Origin of the sequence: Psychrobacter sp. JB385, from assembly GCF_900163785.1 — a bacterium.
In the GTDB taxonomy this organism is placed as follows: Bacteria; Pseudomonadota; Gammaproteobacteria; order Pseudomonadales; family Moraxellaceae; genus Psychrobacter.
This window is the reverse complement of the sequence record NZ_FUKN01000013.1, coordinates 880766-898644: the sequence shown is the minus strand read 5'-3', so window position 1 is coordinate 898644 and position 17879 is coordinate 880766. Positions and strand designations below refer to the sequence as shown.

The window sequence follows — 17879 nt, the reverse complement described above, 5'->3', positions numbered from 1 at the left end:
TATAAAATCCGTATTAGGTTATGCTAAAAGATGGATTTTTTGACCCCTACCGATACTGAATAATTGATTAAAATTAGCCAACCGCTAAAGGTGACTTATGGACAACGCCCTAGTACAACCAATGAACGATGAATTCAAAAAGCCACTTCCCGGTACTGACCTTTATTACTTCGATACCCGTGAGGCTGTCGAGAGTATTGAAGCTGGCGCGTATGACAAGCTACCATTCTGCTCAAAAGTATTGTGCGAAAACCTCGTACGTCGTTGCCCACCAGAAGAGTTAACCAATGCGCTAAAGCAGCATATCGAAGGCAAGCAAGACCTTGATTTTCCTTGGTATCCAGCCCGCGTGGTGTGTCATGATATCTTGGGTCAGACAGCCTTTGTTGATTTGGCAGGCTTGCGTGATGCTATCGCTGAGCAAGGCGGTGACCCGTCCAAAGTAAACCCTATCGTACCAACACAGCTGATCGTTGATCATTCATTGGCGGTTGAGCACGCAGGATTCGAAGACGATGCCTTTGAGAAAAACCGTGCGATTGAAGAGCGCCGCAACGATGACCGTTTTCACTTTATTAACTGGTGCCAATATGCCTTTGACAATGTCAACGTCGTACCACCGGGCAATGGCATCATGCATCAGATTAACCTAGAGAAAATGTCACCTGTCGTACAGGTCGTACATAATAAAGCCGGTGAAGAAGTCGCATTCGCTGACACGTTGGTTGGTACGGATAGTCACACGCCGATGGTCGATGCGCTAGGCGTTATCTCAATCGGTGTGGGCGGTCTAGAAGCCGAAAGCGTCATGCTAGGTAATCCATCCTATATGCGCCTGCCTGATTATGTGGGTGTTAAATTAACGGGAAAATTGCAAAAAGGCATCACTGGTACGGATCTTGTACTGGCGATGACTGAGTTCTTACGCGACGCAGGTGTGGTCTCTACCTATATCGAATTCTTCGGTAACGGTGCACGCCAGCTAAGTGTCGGTGACCGCGCCTCTATCTCAAACATGACCCCTGAATATGGTGCCACTGCCGCGATGTTCTATATCGATGAGCAAACCATTGACTATCTACGTCTGACAGGTCGCTCTGAGGAACAGATTAAACTGGTTGAGCAGTATGCCAAACAAACGGGCCTATGGGCCGATGGTATGGAAAAAGCCGAATACGCGCGTGTGCTTGAGTTTAATCTGTCCTCAGTGGGTCGCAATATGGCAGGCCCTTCGCGCCCCCATGCCCGCGTATCTACCGATGATTTGGTTGCCAAAGGCATCGCCCATGCGCCTGATCAAAAACTCCCTGAACCAAAAGATGGTCTGATGCCAGATGGCGCAGTGATTATCGCTGCTATTACTAGCTGTACCAATACATCAAATCCACGAAATATGGTTGCCGCAGGCCTCGTCGCTCGTAACGCGAATGCCAAAGGCTTATTGCGTAAGCCTTGGGTAAAATCGTCACTAGCACCTGGCTCAAAAACGGTCAAGATGTACTTAGAAGAAGCAGGCCTGATGCCAGAGCTACAAGAAATCGGCTTTGACGTGGTTGGTTTTGCCTGTACGACCTGCAACGGTATGAGCGGAGCGCTTGACCCTGACATCGAGCAAGAAATCATCGACAATGATTTGTTCACTACGGCAGTGCTATCTGGTAATCGTAATTTTGACGGTCGTATCCATCCGTATGCCAAGCAAGCATTTTTAGCATCGCCGCCACTGGTTATCGCTTATGCTATCGCTGGTAACATCCGTTTTGATATCGAAAAAGACTTATTGGGCAAAGACCAAGACGGCAATGATGTGTATCTAAAAGACATCTGGTTTGATGATGAAGAAGTGGATGCCATTGTTGCAGCTGCTGTTAAGCCTGAGCAATTCAATGCCGTATATATCCCAATGTTTGATGAAGCCAAAAAAGACACGGGCAAAGCGTTAAGCCCATTGTACGACTGGCGTGAAATGACCACATACATTCGCCGTCCGCCGTATTGGGAAGGTCAAATGGCAGCGATGAACAAACTAAAAGGTATGCGTCCATTGGCAGTATTGGGTGATAACATCACCACCGATCATATGTCACCGTCGAATGCTATTCTTGGCTCATCAGCAGCTGGCGAGTATCTCGATACCATGGGCTTGCCTGCTGAGGACTATAACTCATACGCAACCCATCGCGGCGACCATTTAACCGCGCAACGTGCGACCTTTGCCAATCCTAAGCTATTGAACGAGATGGTACGCGATGAAGATGGTGAGGTTGTCCAAGGATCACTGGCGCGCGTTGAGCCAGAAGGTCAAGTCATGCGCATGTGGGAAGCAATTGAAACCTACATGAACCGTGAGCAGCCGCTGATCATCATCGCAGGCGACGGCTATGGTCAAGGCTCAAGCCGTGACTGGGCTGCCAAAGGCGTGCGTCTCGCTGGTGTGGAAGCCGTCGTCGCTGAAGACTTTGAGCGTATTCATCGTCAAAACTTAGTTGGCATGGGCGCGCTGCCGCTACAGTTCGAGGAAGGAGTGACTCGTCATACGCTAAATATCGATGGTACAGAAACTTTTGATGTCACAGGCGAAGTCTCGGCTGGCGGGTTAATGACTCTAGTGATTCATCGTACCGATGGCAGTACTACTGAGACGCCTATTATCTGCCGCTTAGATACGGCTGATGAAGTAAAAATGTACAATGCTGGCGGTATGCTACAACGCTTTGCTAAAGAGTTTATCGAAGGGACGTTAGATATTGTCTAAGGCTATCCTGCAGGTTTTAGCGTGATAAGCAGCAAAGTATGAAAGTTGCCGATGTTGTATAACCTATTTATATGACATCGGCTTTTATTTGCTTTTACGTTCTATACACTGAGTTTTGTCACTTACTCCTAAGTATTAGTTAGATAGCAGCTAAATATTGAGTTTACTTAATCAATAGCGTAATATGTACTATATATTGTACAAGTTATGAAACGTATCATGAAAGGAGTAAACCATGAGAGTTGTTAGTTTTTCAGAAGCTAGAAAGCATTTAAAATCTGTCCTAGATACGGTAAACGATGATGCCAATGCCACTATCGTAACCCGCCGTGACGCTGATGATGCCGTTGTGATGTCGCTTGATTATTACAATAGTCTGATGGAAACCGTCTATTTATTGAAATCTCCTGCCAATGCAGCGCACTTAGCGGACTCTATTGCCCAATATAAAGCTGGCAAGACGGTTACGCGTGAGCTAATTGATACGGCAGAAGATAGTGATAAAGGTGATGGTAGCAGCGATAATAATGAACATACGGATGGCGATATTGAAAGTGCTTGAACTCAAAGGCTTGAATCAATGCAAAGGGTCTAACAATGAGTGAACAACTAGCATGGACAGACGCTGCGTGGAAAGACTATCTGTACTGGCAAACGCAAGACAAAAAAACACTCAAACGTATTAATAAACTCATCACCGAATGTAAGCGTAATCCATTTGAAGGCATTGGCAAACCTGAACCCCTAAAAGAAAATCTATCTGGATTTTGGTCAAGACGCATCGATGACGCCAATCGGTTGGTATATGCCGTCGATGATAACTACCTCACGATTATCTCCTGTCGTTATCATTATTAATGAGCGTTCTTAGTCGTTCGTGTTTACTTGCTGATGACGCCATACCCAATCTTATAACAATATAAAAAGGACTTAATACAGTGGCCCAAACCAATACTAAATCAAAAGCTTCTTTCGCCCCGCAACTATCTGTCCCTGCTACCTATATGCGCGGCGGCACCTCAAAAGGCACTTTCTTTAAATTGTCTGACTTACCTGAGCGTTGCCAAGTCGCAGGCTCTGCGCGGGATAACTTCCTATTACGTGTCATCGGCAGCTCAGATCCTTACGGCAAGCAAATCGACGGTCTTGGCAATGGTAGCTCTAGTACCTCAAAGACGGTAATTTTATCGGCCTCTGACAGACCAGACCATGATGTAAACTACTTGTTCGGACAAGTCAATATCGCCAAGCCTATGATTGACTGGGCAGGTAACTGTGGCAACTTAACCGCAGCCGTCGGTGCCTGTGCTATTAATATGGGTTTGGTTGATACCGACAAGATTGCTAATAGCATCGATGACAATGTAGATAGCGGTATTTGTGAAGTACGCATTTGGCAAGAAAATATCGGTAAAACGATTATTGCGCACGTGCCAGTCTATAAAGACGCGAATGATAAAGTACAAGTTCAAGAGACGGGCGACTTTGAGTTAGATGGTGTGACCTTCCCAGCAGCTGAAGTTAAAATTGAGTTTATCGATCCGGTTGATGCCACAAGCGACATGTTCCCTACTGGTAACTTGGTCGATGATTTCGATGTGACCGGCTGCGGTCTTGATACTGATAGCGTCAAAGCCACCTTTATCAGCGCAGGTATCCCAACCATCTTTATGAAAGCTGAAGATTTAGGTTTTACTGGTACTGAATTACAAGGCGACATCAATAGTAACAGCGCGCTACTTGCCAAGCTTGAAAAAATCCGCGCTACAGGCGGTGTGGCGATGGGCGTGTTTAAAGATGTCTCTGAGGCGCAAACCAGTCAACACATCCCTAAAGTCGCTTGGGTTAGCGCAGCACAGAGCTATACGTCCTCTAGTGGTAAGTCGGTCGATGCAGGTGAGATTGACTTAGTGGTACGTGCCATGAGTATGGGTCAATTGCACCATGCCATGATGGGCACAGCAGCAGTAGCCATTGCTGCAGCAGCAACCACTCAAGGCACACTCGTTAACGAGGCTGCTGGCGGTGGTGAGCTGACAGAGGTACGTTTTGGTCATCCATCAGGTACATTGCTGGTCGGTGGTAAGACTGAACAGGTCGATGGACGCTGGCAAGCCAAAAAAGTGTCGATGAGTCGCTCAGCAAGGCGTATTATGGTCGGTGAGGTTTTTGTGCCAGCGGATGCGTTTTAATTAAGGGTTAATAAATGGAAAGATATTTGTATACAGATACCTTCACTGAAGAAGAAGCGCCCGACTATTTATGCCCCCGCTGTAATAAAGGGTTGTTACGACTAAATAAGGATACGTTGAAATCGGTTGAAACGGTTGATTCCAAGCTATATCAGCGTAAGGAATATTCTGAATTTCAGGACATGCAAATGATTTTTAATTGCATGTTTAAATGTATTAATGATAAATGTGGCGAGGTTGTTGCTTGTACTGGGCATGCAGGTGTGGGTATTGAGCGTGCAGTTGATTACGATAATTTTAGTCAGCCTGATGAATATTATACTTATTACAAACCTTTATTCTTCTATCCAAACCTCAATTTAATCACTATTCCAAAAGATACTCCTGATGATATTAAAAAATTATTAAATAAATCATTTGAATTATTTTTTACAGCTCCTTCCGCAGCAGCGAATTTAGTAAGAGTCTCTATCGAAGAAATCCTTACAGACCAAGGTGTTGAGAAGATAAATAATTTGCATAGAAGAATTGAAAAGCTACCAGAAAAGCATGAGAGCTTAAAAACTAAGTTTTTTGCACTAAAGTGGTTGGGGAATGCTGGAAGTCATTCTGGTGACAGAATAACCGCTGATGATGCTATGGATGCTTATGAGTTAGTCGAAGACTTACTGTTAAAGATATATAGCTCAAAAGATAATGAGCTGAACATGCTAGCAAATAAAATAAATACCTTGAAAGGTCCAAAGAAATGATAGCTTTGGTAAAATAAAAAAATGCCAACATCTCCCCAACCCCGCCGTGTGCAATTAGACAAAAAACCGCCAGTCGAGAAAAAAGAACGGCGGGCGCTGCTGTGGGATATTCTCAAAAAACTGGCTGTTTTTGCTGCGCCTTATAAAATGCTTATCATTGCGACTTTGATATTAACGGTGCTTGGCTCGTTTACCGCGCAGGTCAATGCCTTTGTACTGCGTTATGCGGTCGATACCTTGACCGAAATCATTACCTTGCCTGATCCTTGGGCCGCTGGCGTGCGAATGCTGGCCATTATCAGCGCGGTGTTATTGACCAAAGAAATACTGTCGATATTCGTCTCATTTGGGCAGCGTTTTTTTGGTGAAAAAATTCGTATCAATCTGTCGCGCGACTTGTCACAAAAAATCATCGAGCGTATTTTGACGTATCGCATGTCGTTTTATACCAGTAGCGAAAACGACAGCGGTAAGCTGCAAACCCGTATTGACTATGGCGTCAGTAGCCTGACCACTTTGGTACAGAACTTTTTTATTGATATGCTGCCGCTGTTTGCCAGCGCCATTGTCTCACTGATTATTATGTTCTCGACCAATTTTTGGATCGGTTTGGTCGGCTTATTTATTATTCCCATTTACTTTTTTATCAGTCAAAAACAAGCAAAACGCCTACAAGGGTTTCGTCGGCAGATGCGTGGGTTTCGAGAAGCCAAAAGTGGTCTGGTAATCTCACTCATCAACTCAATCAGTGTGGTCAAGTCTTTCGTCCGTGAATCCATAGAAGCGGAAAAGCATTTTAATATTCAAAAAGACATGACGGACAATCAGCTGCGTATCCGTAGTATTGGGTTTATTTACGATGCCATAAAGACGTTTATCGAACAAATTGGCGTGGTGGCTATTATTTTACTCACCTCTTATTTTGTGTTAAAAGGTGAGATGACCATTGGCATGATTTTGTTCCATGTCCTCCTGTTTCAAAATGTCGCGGCCCCTATTCGTCAGCTGCACCGCATCTATGATCAGATCAATAATGCGTTGACCTATGCCGAAGGGTTTTTTGATATTTTGGAAGATGATAAGCAAGTAGAAAATGTCGATGGCGTAAAAAGTCGAGACCTAAAAGGTCATATCGAGCTTCAAAACGTCGATTTTACCTATCCCAATGGCACACAAGCATTAAAAGATGTCAGCTTTACCATCAAGCCCAATCGTATTACGGCTTTGGTCGGATTAAGTGGTGCTGGCAAAAGCACCATTATCAGTCTGCTTGTGAAGTTCTATCAGCCAGATGCAGGTAAAATATTGTTGGATGGGCGCGATTTGGCGGAGTGTGATACCCATGAGCTGCGTCAAAATATCGGGCTGGTACTGCAAAGCAATCATATTTTCTCGGGTACAATCAGTGAAAATATTCGCTATGGTAATATTGAGGCAAGCGAAGAAGATATCATTGTGGCCGCCAAAAAAGCGTCCATTCATGAGCAAATCGTCAAGTTGCCAGAGGGTTATGAGAGTACCGCAAAATCTCTATCAGGCGGTCAACAGCAGCGTATTGCGCTGGCAAGAATGTTTTTAAAAGATCCACCGATTGTGTTTTTGGATGAGCCAACGGCCAGTCTTGACGCCATTGCCAGTCAACAAGTTAAAAAAAGCCTCGATCTGATCAAAAAAGACCGCACGGTAATTATGGTATCGCACAACATCGCACAAATCATCGATGCAGACGATCTTGTGGTGATAGAAAACGGCCAAGTGGTAGAAACAGGCACGCATGAGGCGCTCTATGCCAAAGGTGGTAAGTACTTTGAGATCTTTAGTGCCATGTCTGATAGCTTGAATTTGGACAAGATCAGCCAAACTATCCATGGTTGATAAGCACATATATCGTTATAATGCCATTTGTTAGAAACCGCGCGGTATTTTGACGATATGTGCGCCCACGTTTCATCTCACTTTATATCTAATAACCGATTTGCCAAAAGCCAATTAATTATGACCTATGAATTTTCTATCAAAACCTTTGATGAGCTGACCTCAGTTGATCTGTATCATATTTTAAAAGCGCGCTCACAAGTGTTTGTGGTCGAACAAAACTGTGTTTATCAAGACATGGATGATACCGATTTTGATTGTCTGCATCTGATTGCCCATCAGAATCAAGCGTTGGCGGGGTATTGCCGTATCATTCCGCCTGAATTTAATAAGCTTAAATCCAACCTCAGCGCCAATGTCGATGCTGCTGGTATAAAAACCGCGCACCCACCTACTCCTATGCCGGCCATTGGTCGAGTGCTGGTATTGGCAGAGCAACGAGGAGAGGGTCTGGCACGTCAAATGATGATTCAAGCCATCGCTTGCTGCCGCAAAAAATACGGCAAAAAAACGCCGATCATTCTCTCCGCTCAGACCTATTTGCTCAGCTTTTATGAATCTTTGGGTTTTGTGCCTGAAGGCGATACGTATCTTGAAGAAAATATTGAACACGTAAAAATGGTGCTGCGTGTTGCCAAAAAAACCAAAGTGAGAAAAGAGCGCGCACCAAGTAATTCCAATACCACGACCAAAGTGTTGAGCGGCCTGCTGTTTATAATGGCAGCGTTGTTTATTTTGGGTCTGCTGTATCTTATGATTTAAGCTATTATTGAGGCATACAACTCAATTGGGCTGTATGCCACGACACGTCTCTCATCTTCATAAATCCTACCAAGGTATGGACTCACCTGCCCAATCGACAAAACTTCCTGATTGCGCGGCGGTCATGCCATTTAGCACTTCTAATAAGCACTCAGCACTATAGGCTGGCGAGAACAAGTGTCTGTCAGCCACGTTTCCTTGAAAAGGCGCAGACAGCTGCGTGTTGACCGTGCCTGGCTGCATGACAACGACGCACACGTCTTTTAGTGATCTTGCCCATTCAATACTCAGGTTTTTCATGCCCATATTGAGCGCCGCCTTGCTCATTCGGTAGCTGTACCAGCCGCCTAATTGATTATCACTGATGCTGCCGACGCGTGCCGATATCGTTGCAAATATGGCTGGTTTGTCCGTAGTACGCTGAGCGTTGGCTAAGAACGGCTTGAAATGCTTAGCAATCAGCAAACTTGCCAAAGCATTCACCTGCATGTTTTGTAAAAAAAACGCCGTCTCAATCTGCCGTAGCGCTTTTTCTGGTTGCTGCGCGTCCGTGTGTAATAAACCAGCACAATTAACCACCCAATCAATATGCGCGGTTTGCTGCTTGATGACATCAGCGGCTTGCTGGATACTTTGCTCGTCACAGATGTTCATGGGTATCCAATACAGATTGTCTGCATCAAAATCAGGCACATTTCTATGATACGTCGCAAAAACGCGAGGCCCATCCGTCTCGCTGCTTTTTTCACTGTCAATGAGCTGCTCAACCATGGCCCTGCCAATGCCGCCCGTACCACCAATGATGAGATAGGTTTTGTCCGTCGTTGTATCCGTCATAACAATTCCTTTTTTTTGATTATTTTTGTGATGAGTGTCCATGGCGTCTTATAAAACTGGTCATTCATATCGTCCTATTATGATTAATTTTGGCGCATTTTTACTGAATTTGCCATGACAAAAAGGTATAAAACCGCAATTATATATACGCTACAATATTCAAAAACTGCCTACCAAATAAACGTTTTTATACGGATGTTACCGACCTATGCTATCCCCCCAAGACCAACTGACTGAGCTGGTACGCACGCTTGAGACGGAGCAACACGTCTTTGCCACTGATCCGCTACTCATCACAGAAAAACTACAACGTGAGGATGGCAAACCGCTCCAAAAGCTGCATCGCCGCGCCGCGCGTATTGATGGCAATGGGGCATTGGCGCGGGTATTGGGTAAGATTGATGGTCGTATCAAAGGCATCATGATTGTCATGAGCATCTTGTGGTGTGTCTCAGGCTTTTTAGGATTATTCACCTTGTTACAAAGCAATGTGGTGAATTTCTTTTATGTGTTGGTCTGCTTGCTGGGTTTTCATACGCTGATGCTGGTCGGCTGGCTGGTAATGGCACTTATCAATCAGGGCAAACAATCCTCAAATTGGTTCGCCAATTTTGTGAGTCCTAGTTATCTTATACGCGGCAAAGATGATGTCACTATCGCCGCTGTTGATTTATATGAGCGCCAATTGCATCACAGCGGTATGCGCTGGTATTTGGGCAAGTTTAGCCACCAGTTATGGCTCGCCACGTTAACAGGCATGCTTTTTGCGATTATATTTTTGCTGGTTGTACGTCAATATAGTTTTAGCTGGGAGTCCACCTTACTTTCTGATCAGGCGCTAATTACCTTGACGCGAGTGCTTGGCTGGTTGCCAAGTATGGTGGGGTTTGAGGTTCCAGACAGCACTGCTATCGTCCAGAGCCGCTTGGTGACAGAAGCGATGCCGTTGTCTGTTGCGCGTCAATGGGCAAGTTTGCTCGTCGGTAGCTTGCTGATGTATGGTATCGTGCCGCGCGCGATTGCATGGTCGTTTTGTGCCCTCATGTTTCGCCGCAAAAAAATGCGCTTGGATATCAAACTGCCCTATTATCAAAAGATTTTGCACTTTTGGCAGCGTCAGGTGGTGGATGCCGATGATTTTAAAGAAGCACCAGCGCCTATTGCGCCAACAGCGACGATCAGTGCGGGCAAAAAACTGGTTGCCTTGCTCGAATACCCATCAGATCAGGATGATTGGTGGCAATTGGGTTTAGACGCTCATTTTAATGATAAGTTTGAGGTTGAAAATTTTGGCATTATCGATGACCGTGATGATATGGCAAGGCTCACGTCTTATCTGGATAGCCATCCAGTACAGGTATTATTGGGCATTCATGAAAGCGCGCTACCTGACCGTGGCACACTACGTAAACTCGATCAAATTGCCAGTCATGCGACAGAAGGGTTGATCGTACAATTACTGGGAAGCAGTCCTATTGGTGCTGATACATCGTCAGACAATCCTAAAAACGTGCGTTATCAGCAGTGGCAAACCGCCCTTTCTGCTCGAAAAATAGGTTTATTAAATTCTGACAGCCATGCTGGTGATAGCGCTGATGATCGTAACCTGTAGACAATTTTGTGATATAGACGCTAAGAACTGACAGGGCACCATTTTTATCCATGCAAATTTATAAGTTTAGTATGATGTTGAAATAACAAGGAAGGTTTATAGTGGGTTGACGGTATAGTGGATAGGAGTCCAGCATGGCAGCAGATAACAATCTTATGACCCTAGGCCAGTACGGTCAGATATTGGATGACTATAAAAATACGTTGAACCAGCATATATTGGCCATAGTGCCTGACTCGTGGCAGCCAATGCTAAGCAGTGTTTTACCTACACATTGGCAAGAATGGTTATTACCGCTCGCTGGCGGGCCTTTTTTCCTGTTGTTTTTGGCAGAATGGTTTTATCAATCCAAACGGGGTTGTAGCAGCAGCTTTGGTTGGAAGCGTGCGATGACCAACTTTAGCTTAGGCGGTTCTTACTTGGGTTTTGAGCTGATTGTGCAAGCGCTCATCGTCTTGCCTATTTGCTTGTGGTTATATCAATATCGCTTGTTTACCATCGAGGTGACCTTGCTGACTGCCATTCCCATATTCATCGCGGTTGAATTCAGCTATTACTGGTTTCACCGCGCCTCACACCGAGTCAATTGGTTTTGGTCAGCCCATGTCGTGCATCATTCTGATGACCATATGAACCTCTCTACTGCAATGCGCCAAAGTCTTTTGTATTCAGTCACAGGTTGGTGGGTTTTCTTTGTGCCGCTGATGATACTTGGCGTGCATCCAGTATGGGTGTTTTTCTTTTATGCGTTGGATCTGATTTATCAGTTTTTTATTCATACCGAAACAGTGGGCAAATTCCCAAAATGGGTTGAATACATTTTTGATACGCCATCCAACCATCGTGCCCATCATGGCACTAATGATAACTACATTGACCAAAATTATGGCGGAGTATTGATTGTCTTTGATCGATGGTTTGGGACGTATGTAGAAGAAGACACTATTAATAATCCGGTAAAATATGGTGCCGTTGGTGAAGACAGTCATGACCATATTATCGGCCTAATTTTTGGTGTGTTTTATCGGATGTGGCAACGGTTTTTTCGAGCCAAAGGTATCAAGAAAAAACTTAAAGTGCTGTTTTATCCGCCCAGTGTGGCCTCGTCCAAAACCCATTAGCAATTGTGTATGAATACCGATACCGAGCCTGACTTATTTACCATAAACCGCTACTATGTTTTTATATTTTTTGAATACTACTCACCACAATAAGACTCTCGTATGAACCATGACAATAAAAAATCTCTCGATGGCGACAATGACAATCGAGAACATCATAAACCAAAAGGTCTCTTTGCTGACAAAGCATATGAGACCACGCCTATGACCAATGCTGAGTCAGCACCACACGCACATAACCTACAAGAATCAAGTGAAGAGCCAGACCCGAGTCATATGCCTCTTAAAAAAACCATCGCGAGTGGTGAGTCCCTAAAGCTGGCGGTCGTTGGTCACACCAACACAGGTAAAACCTCTATCTTGCGCACTTTATTAAGAGACGTTTATTTTGGTGAAGTCAAAAATGAAGCGGCAACCACACGGCATGTTGAGCGTGCTCAGCTAACGGACAGTCAAACGGGTGAAGTGCTGGTAACCTTGTACGATACGCCTGGCTTGGAGGATGCTTCAGGATTGATGGACTGGTTAGAAGACAATACGGCCAGTCGCCGTGATGGCATCGAGCGCTTACAGCAGTTTTTGGCAGCAGATATCGCCCAAGCGTCAGATGATGGCGCGGCTCGCCATTATGATTCGCAAAGTTATGATTACAGTCAAGAAGCCAAAGTGGTTCGGCAATTGCTGGCAAGTGATATGGCCATTTATGTCGTTGATGCCCGTGAGCCCGTGTTGGGTAAATACAAAGACGAGCTGGCCATTTTATCTTGGGCTGCCATACCTGTTATGCCTGTCTTTAACTTTACGGATAGCCAAGACGCCAATATTGATGATTGGCAGACCATGCTGGCAAGACGTAATCTGCATATCTCAACACGATTCGATTCGGTAGCGTTTGAATTTGAGGATGAGATGCGCTTATGGCAAAACCTTGCCACCATGCTCACTCATTCTGAGCGACTTGAGCAACTGATAGCGCGACGTGCTGAAGATTGGGCGCAACTGTACGATGAGGCCAATATTATCATTGCAGATTTTTTGTTAAATGTGGCGGCTTTTGTACGTGAGATTGACGAAGATGACGACCCAATGCCTGTGTTGCAGCAAATGCAGGAAGCGGTGAGACAAAGCGAGCGCACCATGCAGCATAGCTTGCTCAATTTATACAAGTTTTATGACAATGCAGTGGCAGCGACGCCTCTTGAATTGCAAGCGTATCAGCAAGATCCTTTCGATCCTGAACTGCTAAAAAGTTATGGCATTCGTACCACATCAGGTGCTGCGGCTGGTGCTTTGTTGGGATTGGGAATTGATGCTGCGGCATTGGGCACAACGTTAGGACTGGGCGCAGCGATTGGCGGTATCGCAGGCGGGTTGCTGTCTAATACCAGTAGTATTGCTGATAAGATTACTGGCGTAAAACGCTTATACATTGATCCTGCGACACTGACATTGCTTGCCACGCGTGCAATAGACTTACTCACTGCCCTACGCCACCGTGGACATGCCGCAACCGATGCGACACAGCTTTTGTATAAAGGCGAGACAAATACCTTTGAGTCATCTGACTCAGCAGCTCACGATGATGAGACAGACGACTCAAATCGCTCAATTACGCCGTGGCCCATGCATAAATTGCCAAGCGAGTTGAAAAAAGCACGAGGCAAACCGCAATGGTCGTCGCTTAGTAGTGGTAAGTCAGAACAGGCACAGTTACTGCGAGCAGATATGGCGTGGTCATTGTCTGCCAAGTTACAATCTAATAAGCGTGCAGATTAGTGGTTAATAAGTTGCTCAATGCGTCCGTACCGCGTACATCCGTTTGTTGTAGATAAATGGGATACAGCGGATACTTGGTAAAACTTTTTTCGATATCTTGCATCAACTGCTGCTGACGATCAGCGCGATGACGCCAAAACGCATCAGATTGGTTTGGTGCTATAAGCTGATTGACAACGATGGCGGCTGGCGCGAGCTTACTATCTTCTAACTGCTCTACGGCTCGCTTGGTTTCAGCCAATGGCAGTACATCAGCGGTCATGACTAATACAATAGCGGTCTGCGCACGGTCATGTAGCAGTATCCCTGCCTGTCGAAACAGCTGTTTGCGCTTTTCTAGCACAGACACCGCTCGCTCCCAGCGGTCTTGTTTTTTTGGTGCAAATGGATTGGCAATCTCGCTTTTTTGCTGATTGTCTTTTTGAGCGCTATTGTCTAAATGTAGTGATACTGAGCGCAGTTTAGACTGCCTTCGCTGCTGGGCAAGTAATCCATCCGTCCACGCGCCCATCATCTCTGGTAAGACAAGCAGCCGCAGCGTATGTCCTGTCGGCGCTGTATCAAAAATAATGTGCTCATAATGTTCATCAGCTGCCGTGACCAAGTGCTGACACATAGATTCGAGCATAGCGGCTTCTTGTGCGCCAGGTGCGGATTTTGACAAACGTAGATGCTCACGAATTTTTGGTATCATATCAGGGTTGGTATAAGATTTGATCGTACGCTCAACTTGAGCAAAATGCGCATCAACGATGACATCAGGATTGAGCTCAATCGCATCAAGATAAGGATTGATCGCGGTTTTTTCATTGGTTAATTGTACGTTCAGTACATCACCCAAACTGTGGGCAGGATCGGTTGAGACAATTAGCGTTTTTTGTTGTTGGCTGGCATAATAGCTGGCAAGTGCAGCCGCTGTGGTGGTTTTGCCCACACCGCCCTTACCACCGATAAATACAATAGGCTGTGTTTTTAATTGTTCGACCAGTGTCTGTAGAGCTTGTAATGCCATACTCATCTCTCATTTTTATCAATTTGCAACAGTCATAGGGGCTTTTAATAATTAGCAATTAACAATTAACAATTAACAGCAACCCACATGATCAAAAGGACATCTATCCATACCCATGCGGGTGTGCCATTCATGAAAATTCTCTAAAAATAGCGGTTGTAGCTCCAAGGTATAGAAGCTGGCAGGATTATCAATACCTAGACTCTCTGCAAATAGTAGCAGCATAAAAAAATCTTCTTCATCACGGACAGCGCGTGCCATTGTTTGGCGATAAGGTGCATGATAAAACTCATTGAGCCCAGACATAAATCGCTGCCACCATGGCTGAATGTCTGCATGATCATCTGGTATATTTGATTTTTTCATCACACTCTCTTTAGTAGTTATTCTTTCAGGTCTTATGCCTTATCTTTTTACGTTTTACTCATATCCAATCTATCACGCCTACCCAATACACACCAATACAAAAAGCGCCAGCAATTGCTGCTAGCGCTTTTTCATTTCATTGCTCATTTACTGCTTAGGTATTATTTTTACCTTTGTGAAGTGTCCATTCTTTGCGCAATACTGACAGACTCTCAAACGTCACCAAAATGGTTGCTATCAAGATAATGATATCCATAATGATGAGCAGCCAATTACCATCGGTGTAGAAAGTTTTAAGCTGAATGAGTAGTGCAAAGACGGTCATGACTAATAAGAACGTCAATGGTGCCAAAGTATACCAGACAGGCTTGCCTTTACGTAATAAGATTACGGTGACAATCATTAAGGTCAGTGCGGCCATTAACTGATTGGTTGTACCAAATAGTGGCCAGATAATCATACCACCTGCGCCATCAATACCACCTGCGCCAAATGCCAATAACAAACAGCTTCCAACAGCAAGTAACGTTGCGACAACGCCTTTGTTCAATGCTGGCAAATTATAAAATTCTCCAAATTCTTGGAAAATATAACGCTGCAAACGCACGCCAGTGTCCATAGTAGTACCAGCAAATAGTGCTGCCATGACTGTTAGCATCGTTTGCGATAAGACTAGATCAATACCAACCCCTGCATTTAAGATGGTAGCGCCACCATCAATAAAGGCACCGATAGAACCATCACCGAATTTTTGATAAACCGCTTGCCAATCTGCCAATGTCGCAAAACCTGCTGTGGCAGCAAGTATGGCACCCAGCGCAAGCATACCCTCACCAAATGCACCAAAGTAACCAACGAACCGAGCATCTTCTTCTTTATCAATCTGCTTGGACGTGGTGCCTGTGGCTACCAATCCATGGAAGCCTGAAATAGCACCGCAGGCAATCGTCACAAACAACAATGGCATGAGTGACGGTGTGCCAACGGGTAATGCCGTGTTGATGGCTGGCGCGACAATGTCTGGCGTGGCAATAAAAATGGCTGCATACAATAAAATCAAACCGACAAATAACTGCAAGCCGTTGATGTAATCGCGTGGTTGCAGCAGCATCCATACTGGCAATAAAGACGCAACTGCCGCATAACCAAATAAAATTAGAATCCATACCGCATTATCAGGCAATCCAAAAACGGTCTCAGGTAATACAATCGGGAACATGGGGCCAAGATAGATAAGTCCGTATAAAGCCGTGACACCAATGATTGATACCCAAAGCAGATTCATCTTATAACGATAAATACACTGACCAATGATAAAGGCCACCACGAGTGCGCCCCATACTGGTAATACCGCTGAAGGCGTTTTTATCATCATATTAGCGATAGCAACACCGAATACGGCATTGACCATCAATAGCAGTAAAAAGATAACGATCATCATCAAACTGCGCACCCGTGTGCCCATTACAGTACCAGCGATAGAGCCAATCGATTGACCTTTATTACGCATACTTGCCCAAATGGCTGACATATCGTGGACACCAGCCATAAAAATCGTGCCCAATACCACCCAAATAATGGCAGGCACCCAGCCCCAGATGACAGCAATAGCAGGACCAATGATTGGTGCTGCCCCTGCTACTGAGGTAAAATGGTGACCCCATAATACGTACTTATTGGTGGGAACATAATCTACGCCATCTTTCATCGTATGAGCTGGCGTGGGACGACTATTGTCTAATGCCAAAATTTTAGTGGCGATAAACTTTGAATAAAACAAGTAGCCGCATAGCATAGCGGCAACGCCAAATAACAGTACAATAGCACTATTCATTTATCTCTCCCTAGATAAGTATTAGTTAGCCTTATAAGTTCAAGCTTTTTAAATTAGAATATAGAAAATATGCTAAATTAGTGTGCGGTGAATGATTCAGCTCATCGGTTATTAGATAAATCGTAAAAATACCGCAATACTGGCTATATTCAATAAAGCCCTGCATTTTATAATTGAGGCACACAAGTAATTAGCATGTATTACGATGAGCCTTTGTTTGGTATTCTTCTTAAATAGTAACTGATTTGACCAAAAATGTAACGTTGGTAAGGCATTAAAAACAACAAATAAAGGAAGCATGATGGCATATTATTTTGGATTCGTACCTTCAGATAAATTAAAAGCATTAATCAGTGAGGCCGAACAAGTCGTTGCTTCAGATGAGCAAGTAGATTATTACCCCTATCGTGATGCCCTTACTCATCAAACCGCGCGTGATTTGATTGACAATTTATTGGTTGGTTTGGTTGAGATTATTCCCAATCCTGAGCGTCAAGCCGCTATGCGCAAAATTGTCGCCATGATTGAGCGCTCAACCGACACCCTGCTCAATATTTTACTCGGCAAAGAAAGCAACGAAGAAGTGATGCCAAGTTTTCATTTTTTGAGAGACAAAGCAACATTTATCGATAATGATGGCATAAAGCGTGTGGGGTTTAAGTTGTCTGATGCAGATGCCAAAACCGTTAATACAGGTTTTGCTGCTATCACGCCTGAACACGTAGACGTAAAAGCATTTAAGACTGCGCTTGAAACGATGAACGAAGAAACGCTCACGCATTTTATCAGCCGTTATGCTGAGACGCTAAAGCTAGGTATGATTAAGCGTAAGTCCGTGCCAGTTGCAAAAGCTGCTATTGATAAGGGTATGAATATGGCACTTAATAAGCTCTTACCTGATTTGCCAGATCGCTCTTTAAATCGTTTGGCAGACTATTATCGTCCTTTTATCATAGAAAAATCAGAATAACCGACAGGTCGTTTT

At 44.6% G+C, this 17879-nt stretch carries 14 protein-coding genes and 1 pseudogene; 11 read left to right on the top strand and 4 right to left on the bottom strand.

Annotation, left to right across the window (positions count from 1 at the left end; genetic code table 11):
* The first annotated feature begins 121 nt into the window (after positions 1-121).
* From acnD to CZ794_RS10925, 7 genes and pseudogenes are all read left to right on the top strand, one after another.
* The gene (gene acnD / locus CZ794_RS10955; RefSeq protein ID WP_179207302.1) at positions 122-2755 is read left to right on the top strand and encodes a Fe/S-dependent 2-methylisocitrate dehydratase AcnD; all 2634 of its coding nucleotides are present in this window, start codon (positions 122-124) and stop codon (positions 2753-2755) included.
* Between the two features lie 235 nt (positions 2756-2990).
* Positions 2991-3239, top strand: a pseudogene (locus CZ794_RS10950) (type II toxin-antitoxin system Phd/YefM family antitoxin); the annotation flags it as partial.
* 113 nt (positions 3240-3352) lie between these two features.
* Entirely contained in the window at positions 3353-3613 is a 261-nt protein-coding gene (locus tag CZ794_RS10945) for a Txe/YoeB family addiction module toxin (RefSeq protein ID WP_037025847.1), read from the top strand.
* 80 nt (positions 3614-3693) lie between these two features.
* Positions 3694-4947 (top strand): 2-methylaconitate cis-trans isomerase PrpF, encoded by a 1254-nt coding sequence (gene prpF / locus CZ794_RS10940; protein WP_087041606.1) that lies wholly within the window; start codon positions 3694-3696, stop codon positions 4945-4947.
* 14 nt (positions 4948-4961) lie between these two features.
* Positions 4962-5699: a DUF4145 domain-containing protein gene (locus tag CZ794_RS10935; RefSeq protein ID WP_087041605.1), complete on the top strand. Its 738-nt coding sequence runs from the start codon at positions 4962-4964 to the stop codon at positions 5697-5699.
* Positions 5700-5846: 147 nt separating this feature from the next.
* Entirely contained in the window at positions 5847-7574 is a 1728-nt protein-coding gene (locus tag CZ794_RS10930; protein ID WP_201509312.1) for an ABC transporter ATP-binding protein, read from the top strand.
* 120 nt (positions 7575-7694) lie between these two features.
* Positions 7695-8336, top strand: coding sequence for a GNAT family N-acetyltransferase (locus CZ794_RS10925; RefSeq protein ID WP_087041603.1), 642 nt, complete (start codon positions 7695-7697; stop codon positions 8334-8336).
* Between the two features lie 66 nt (positions 8337-8402).
* On the opposite strand, the gene CZ794_RS10920 is transcribed toward CZ794_RS10925, so the two are convergent.
* On the bottom strand, positions 8403-9173 hold the full coding sequence (locus tag CZ794_RS10920) for an SDR family oxidoreductase (protein WP_087041602.1): 771 nt from the start codon (positions 9171-9173) through the stop codon (positions 8403-8405).
* Positions 9174-9381: 208 nt separating this feature from the next.
* Between CZ794_RS10920 and CZ794_RS10915 the strand changes: the two genes are divergently transcribed.
* The 3 genes from CZ794_RS10915 to CZ794_RS10905 all read left to right on the top strand — a co-directional run bounded on the left by CZ794_RS10915 (position 9382) and on the right by CZ794_RS10905 (position 13682).
* Positions 9382-10785, top strand: a complete 1404-nt coding sequence (locus CZ794_RS10915; protein ID WP_087041601.1) for a DUF2868 domain-containing protein — start codon at positions 9382-9384, stop codon at positions 10783-10785.
* Between the two features lie 134 nt (positions 10786-10919).
* Positions 10920-11906, top strand: coding sequence for a sterol desaturase family protein (locus CZ794_RS10910; RefSeq protein ID WP_218778320.1), 987 nt, complete (start codon positions 10920-10922; stop codon positions 11904-11906).
* A 276-nt stretch (positions 11907-12182) separates the two neighbouring features.
* A complete protein-coding gene (locus CZ794_RS10905) occupies positions 12183-13682 on the top strand; it encodes a DUF3482 domain-containing protein (RefSeq protein WP_373407922.1) in 1500 nt (499 codons plus the stop codon).
* Here the strand turns inward: CZ794_RS10905 and CZ794_RS10900 are convergent.
* The 3 genes from CZ794_RS10900 to CZ794_RS10890 form a co-directional block, all read right to left on the bottom strand.
* On the bottom strand, positions 13663-14694 hold the full coding sequence (locus tag CZ794_RS10900) for an ArsA family ATPase (RefSeq protein ID WP_087041599.1): 1032 nt from the start codon (positions 14692-14694) through the stop codon (positions 13663-13665). The genes CZ794_RS10905 and CZ794_RS10900 overlap by 20 nt on opposite strands.
* A 72-nt stretch (positions 14695-14766) precedes the next feature.
* Positions 14767-15060: a cory-CC-star protein gene (locus CZ794_RS10895; protein WP_087041598.1), complete on the bottom strand. Its 294-nt coding sequence runs from the start codon at positions 15058-15060 to the stop codon at positions 14767-14769.
* A gap of 154 nt (positions 15061-15214) precedes the next feature.
* Positions 15215-16894, bottom strand: a complete 1680-nt coding sequence (locus CZ794_RS10890) for a carbon starvation protein A (protein ID WP_087041597.1) — start codon at positions 16892-16894, stop codon at positions 15215-15217.
* A gap of 301 nt (positions 16895-17195) precedes the next feature.
* Between CZ794_RS10890 and CZ794_RS10885 the strand changes: the two genes are divergently transcribed.
* The gene (locus CZ794_RS10885) at positions 17196-17864 is read left to right on the top strand and encodes a hypothetical protein (protein ID WP_087041596.1); all 669 of its coding nucleotides are present in this window, start codon (positions 17196-17198) and stop codon (positions 17862-17864) included.
* Positions 17865-17879 lie beyond the last annotated feature (15 nt).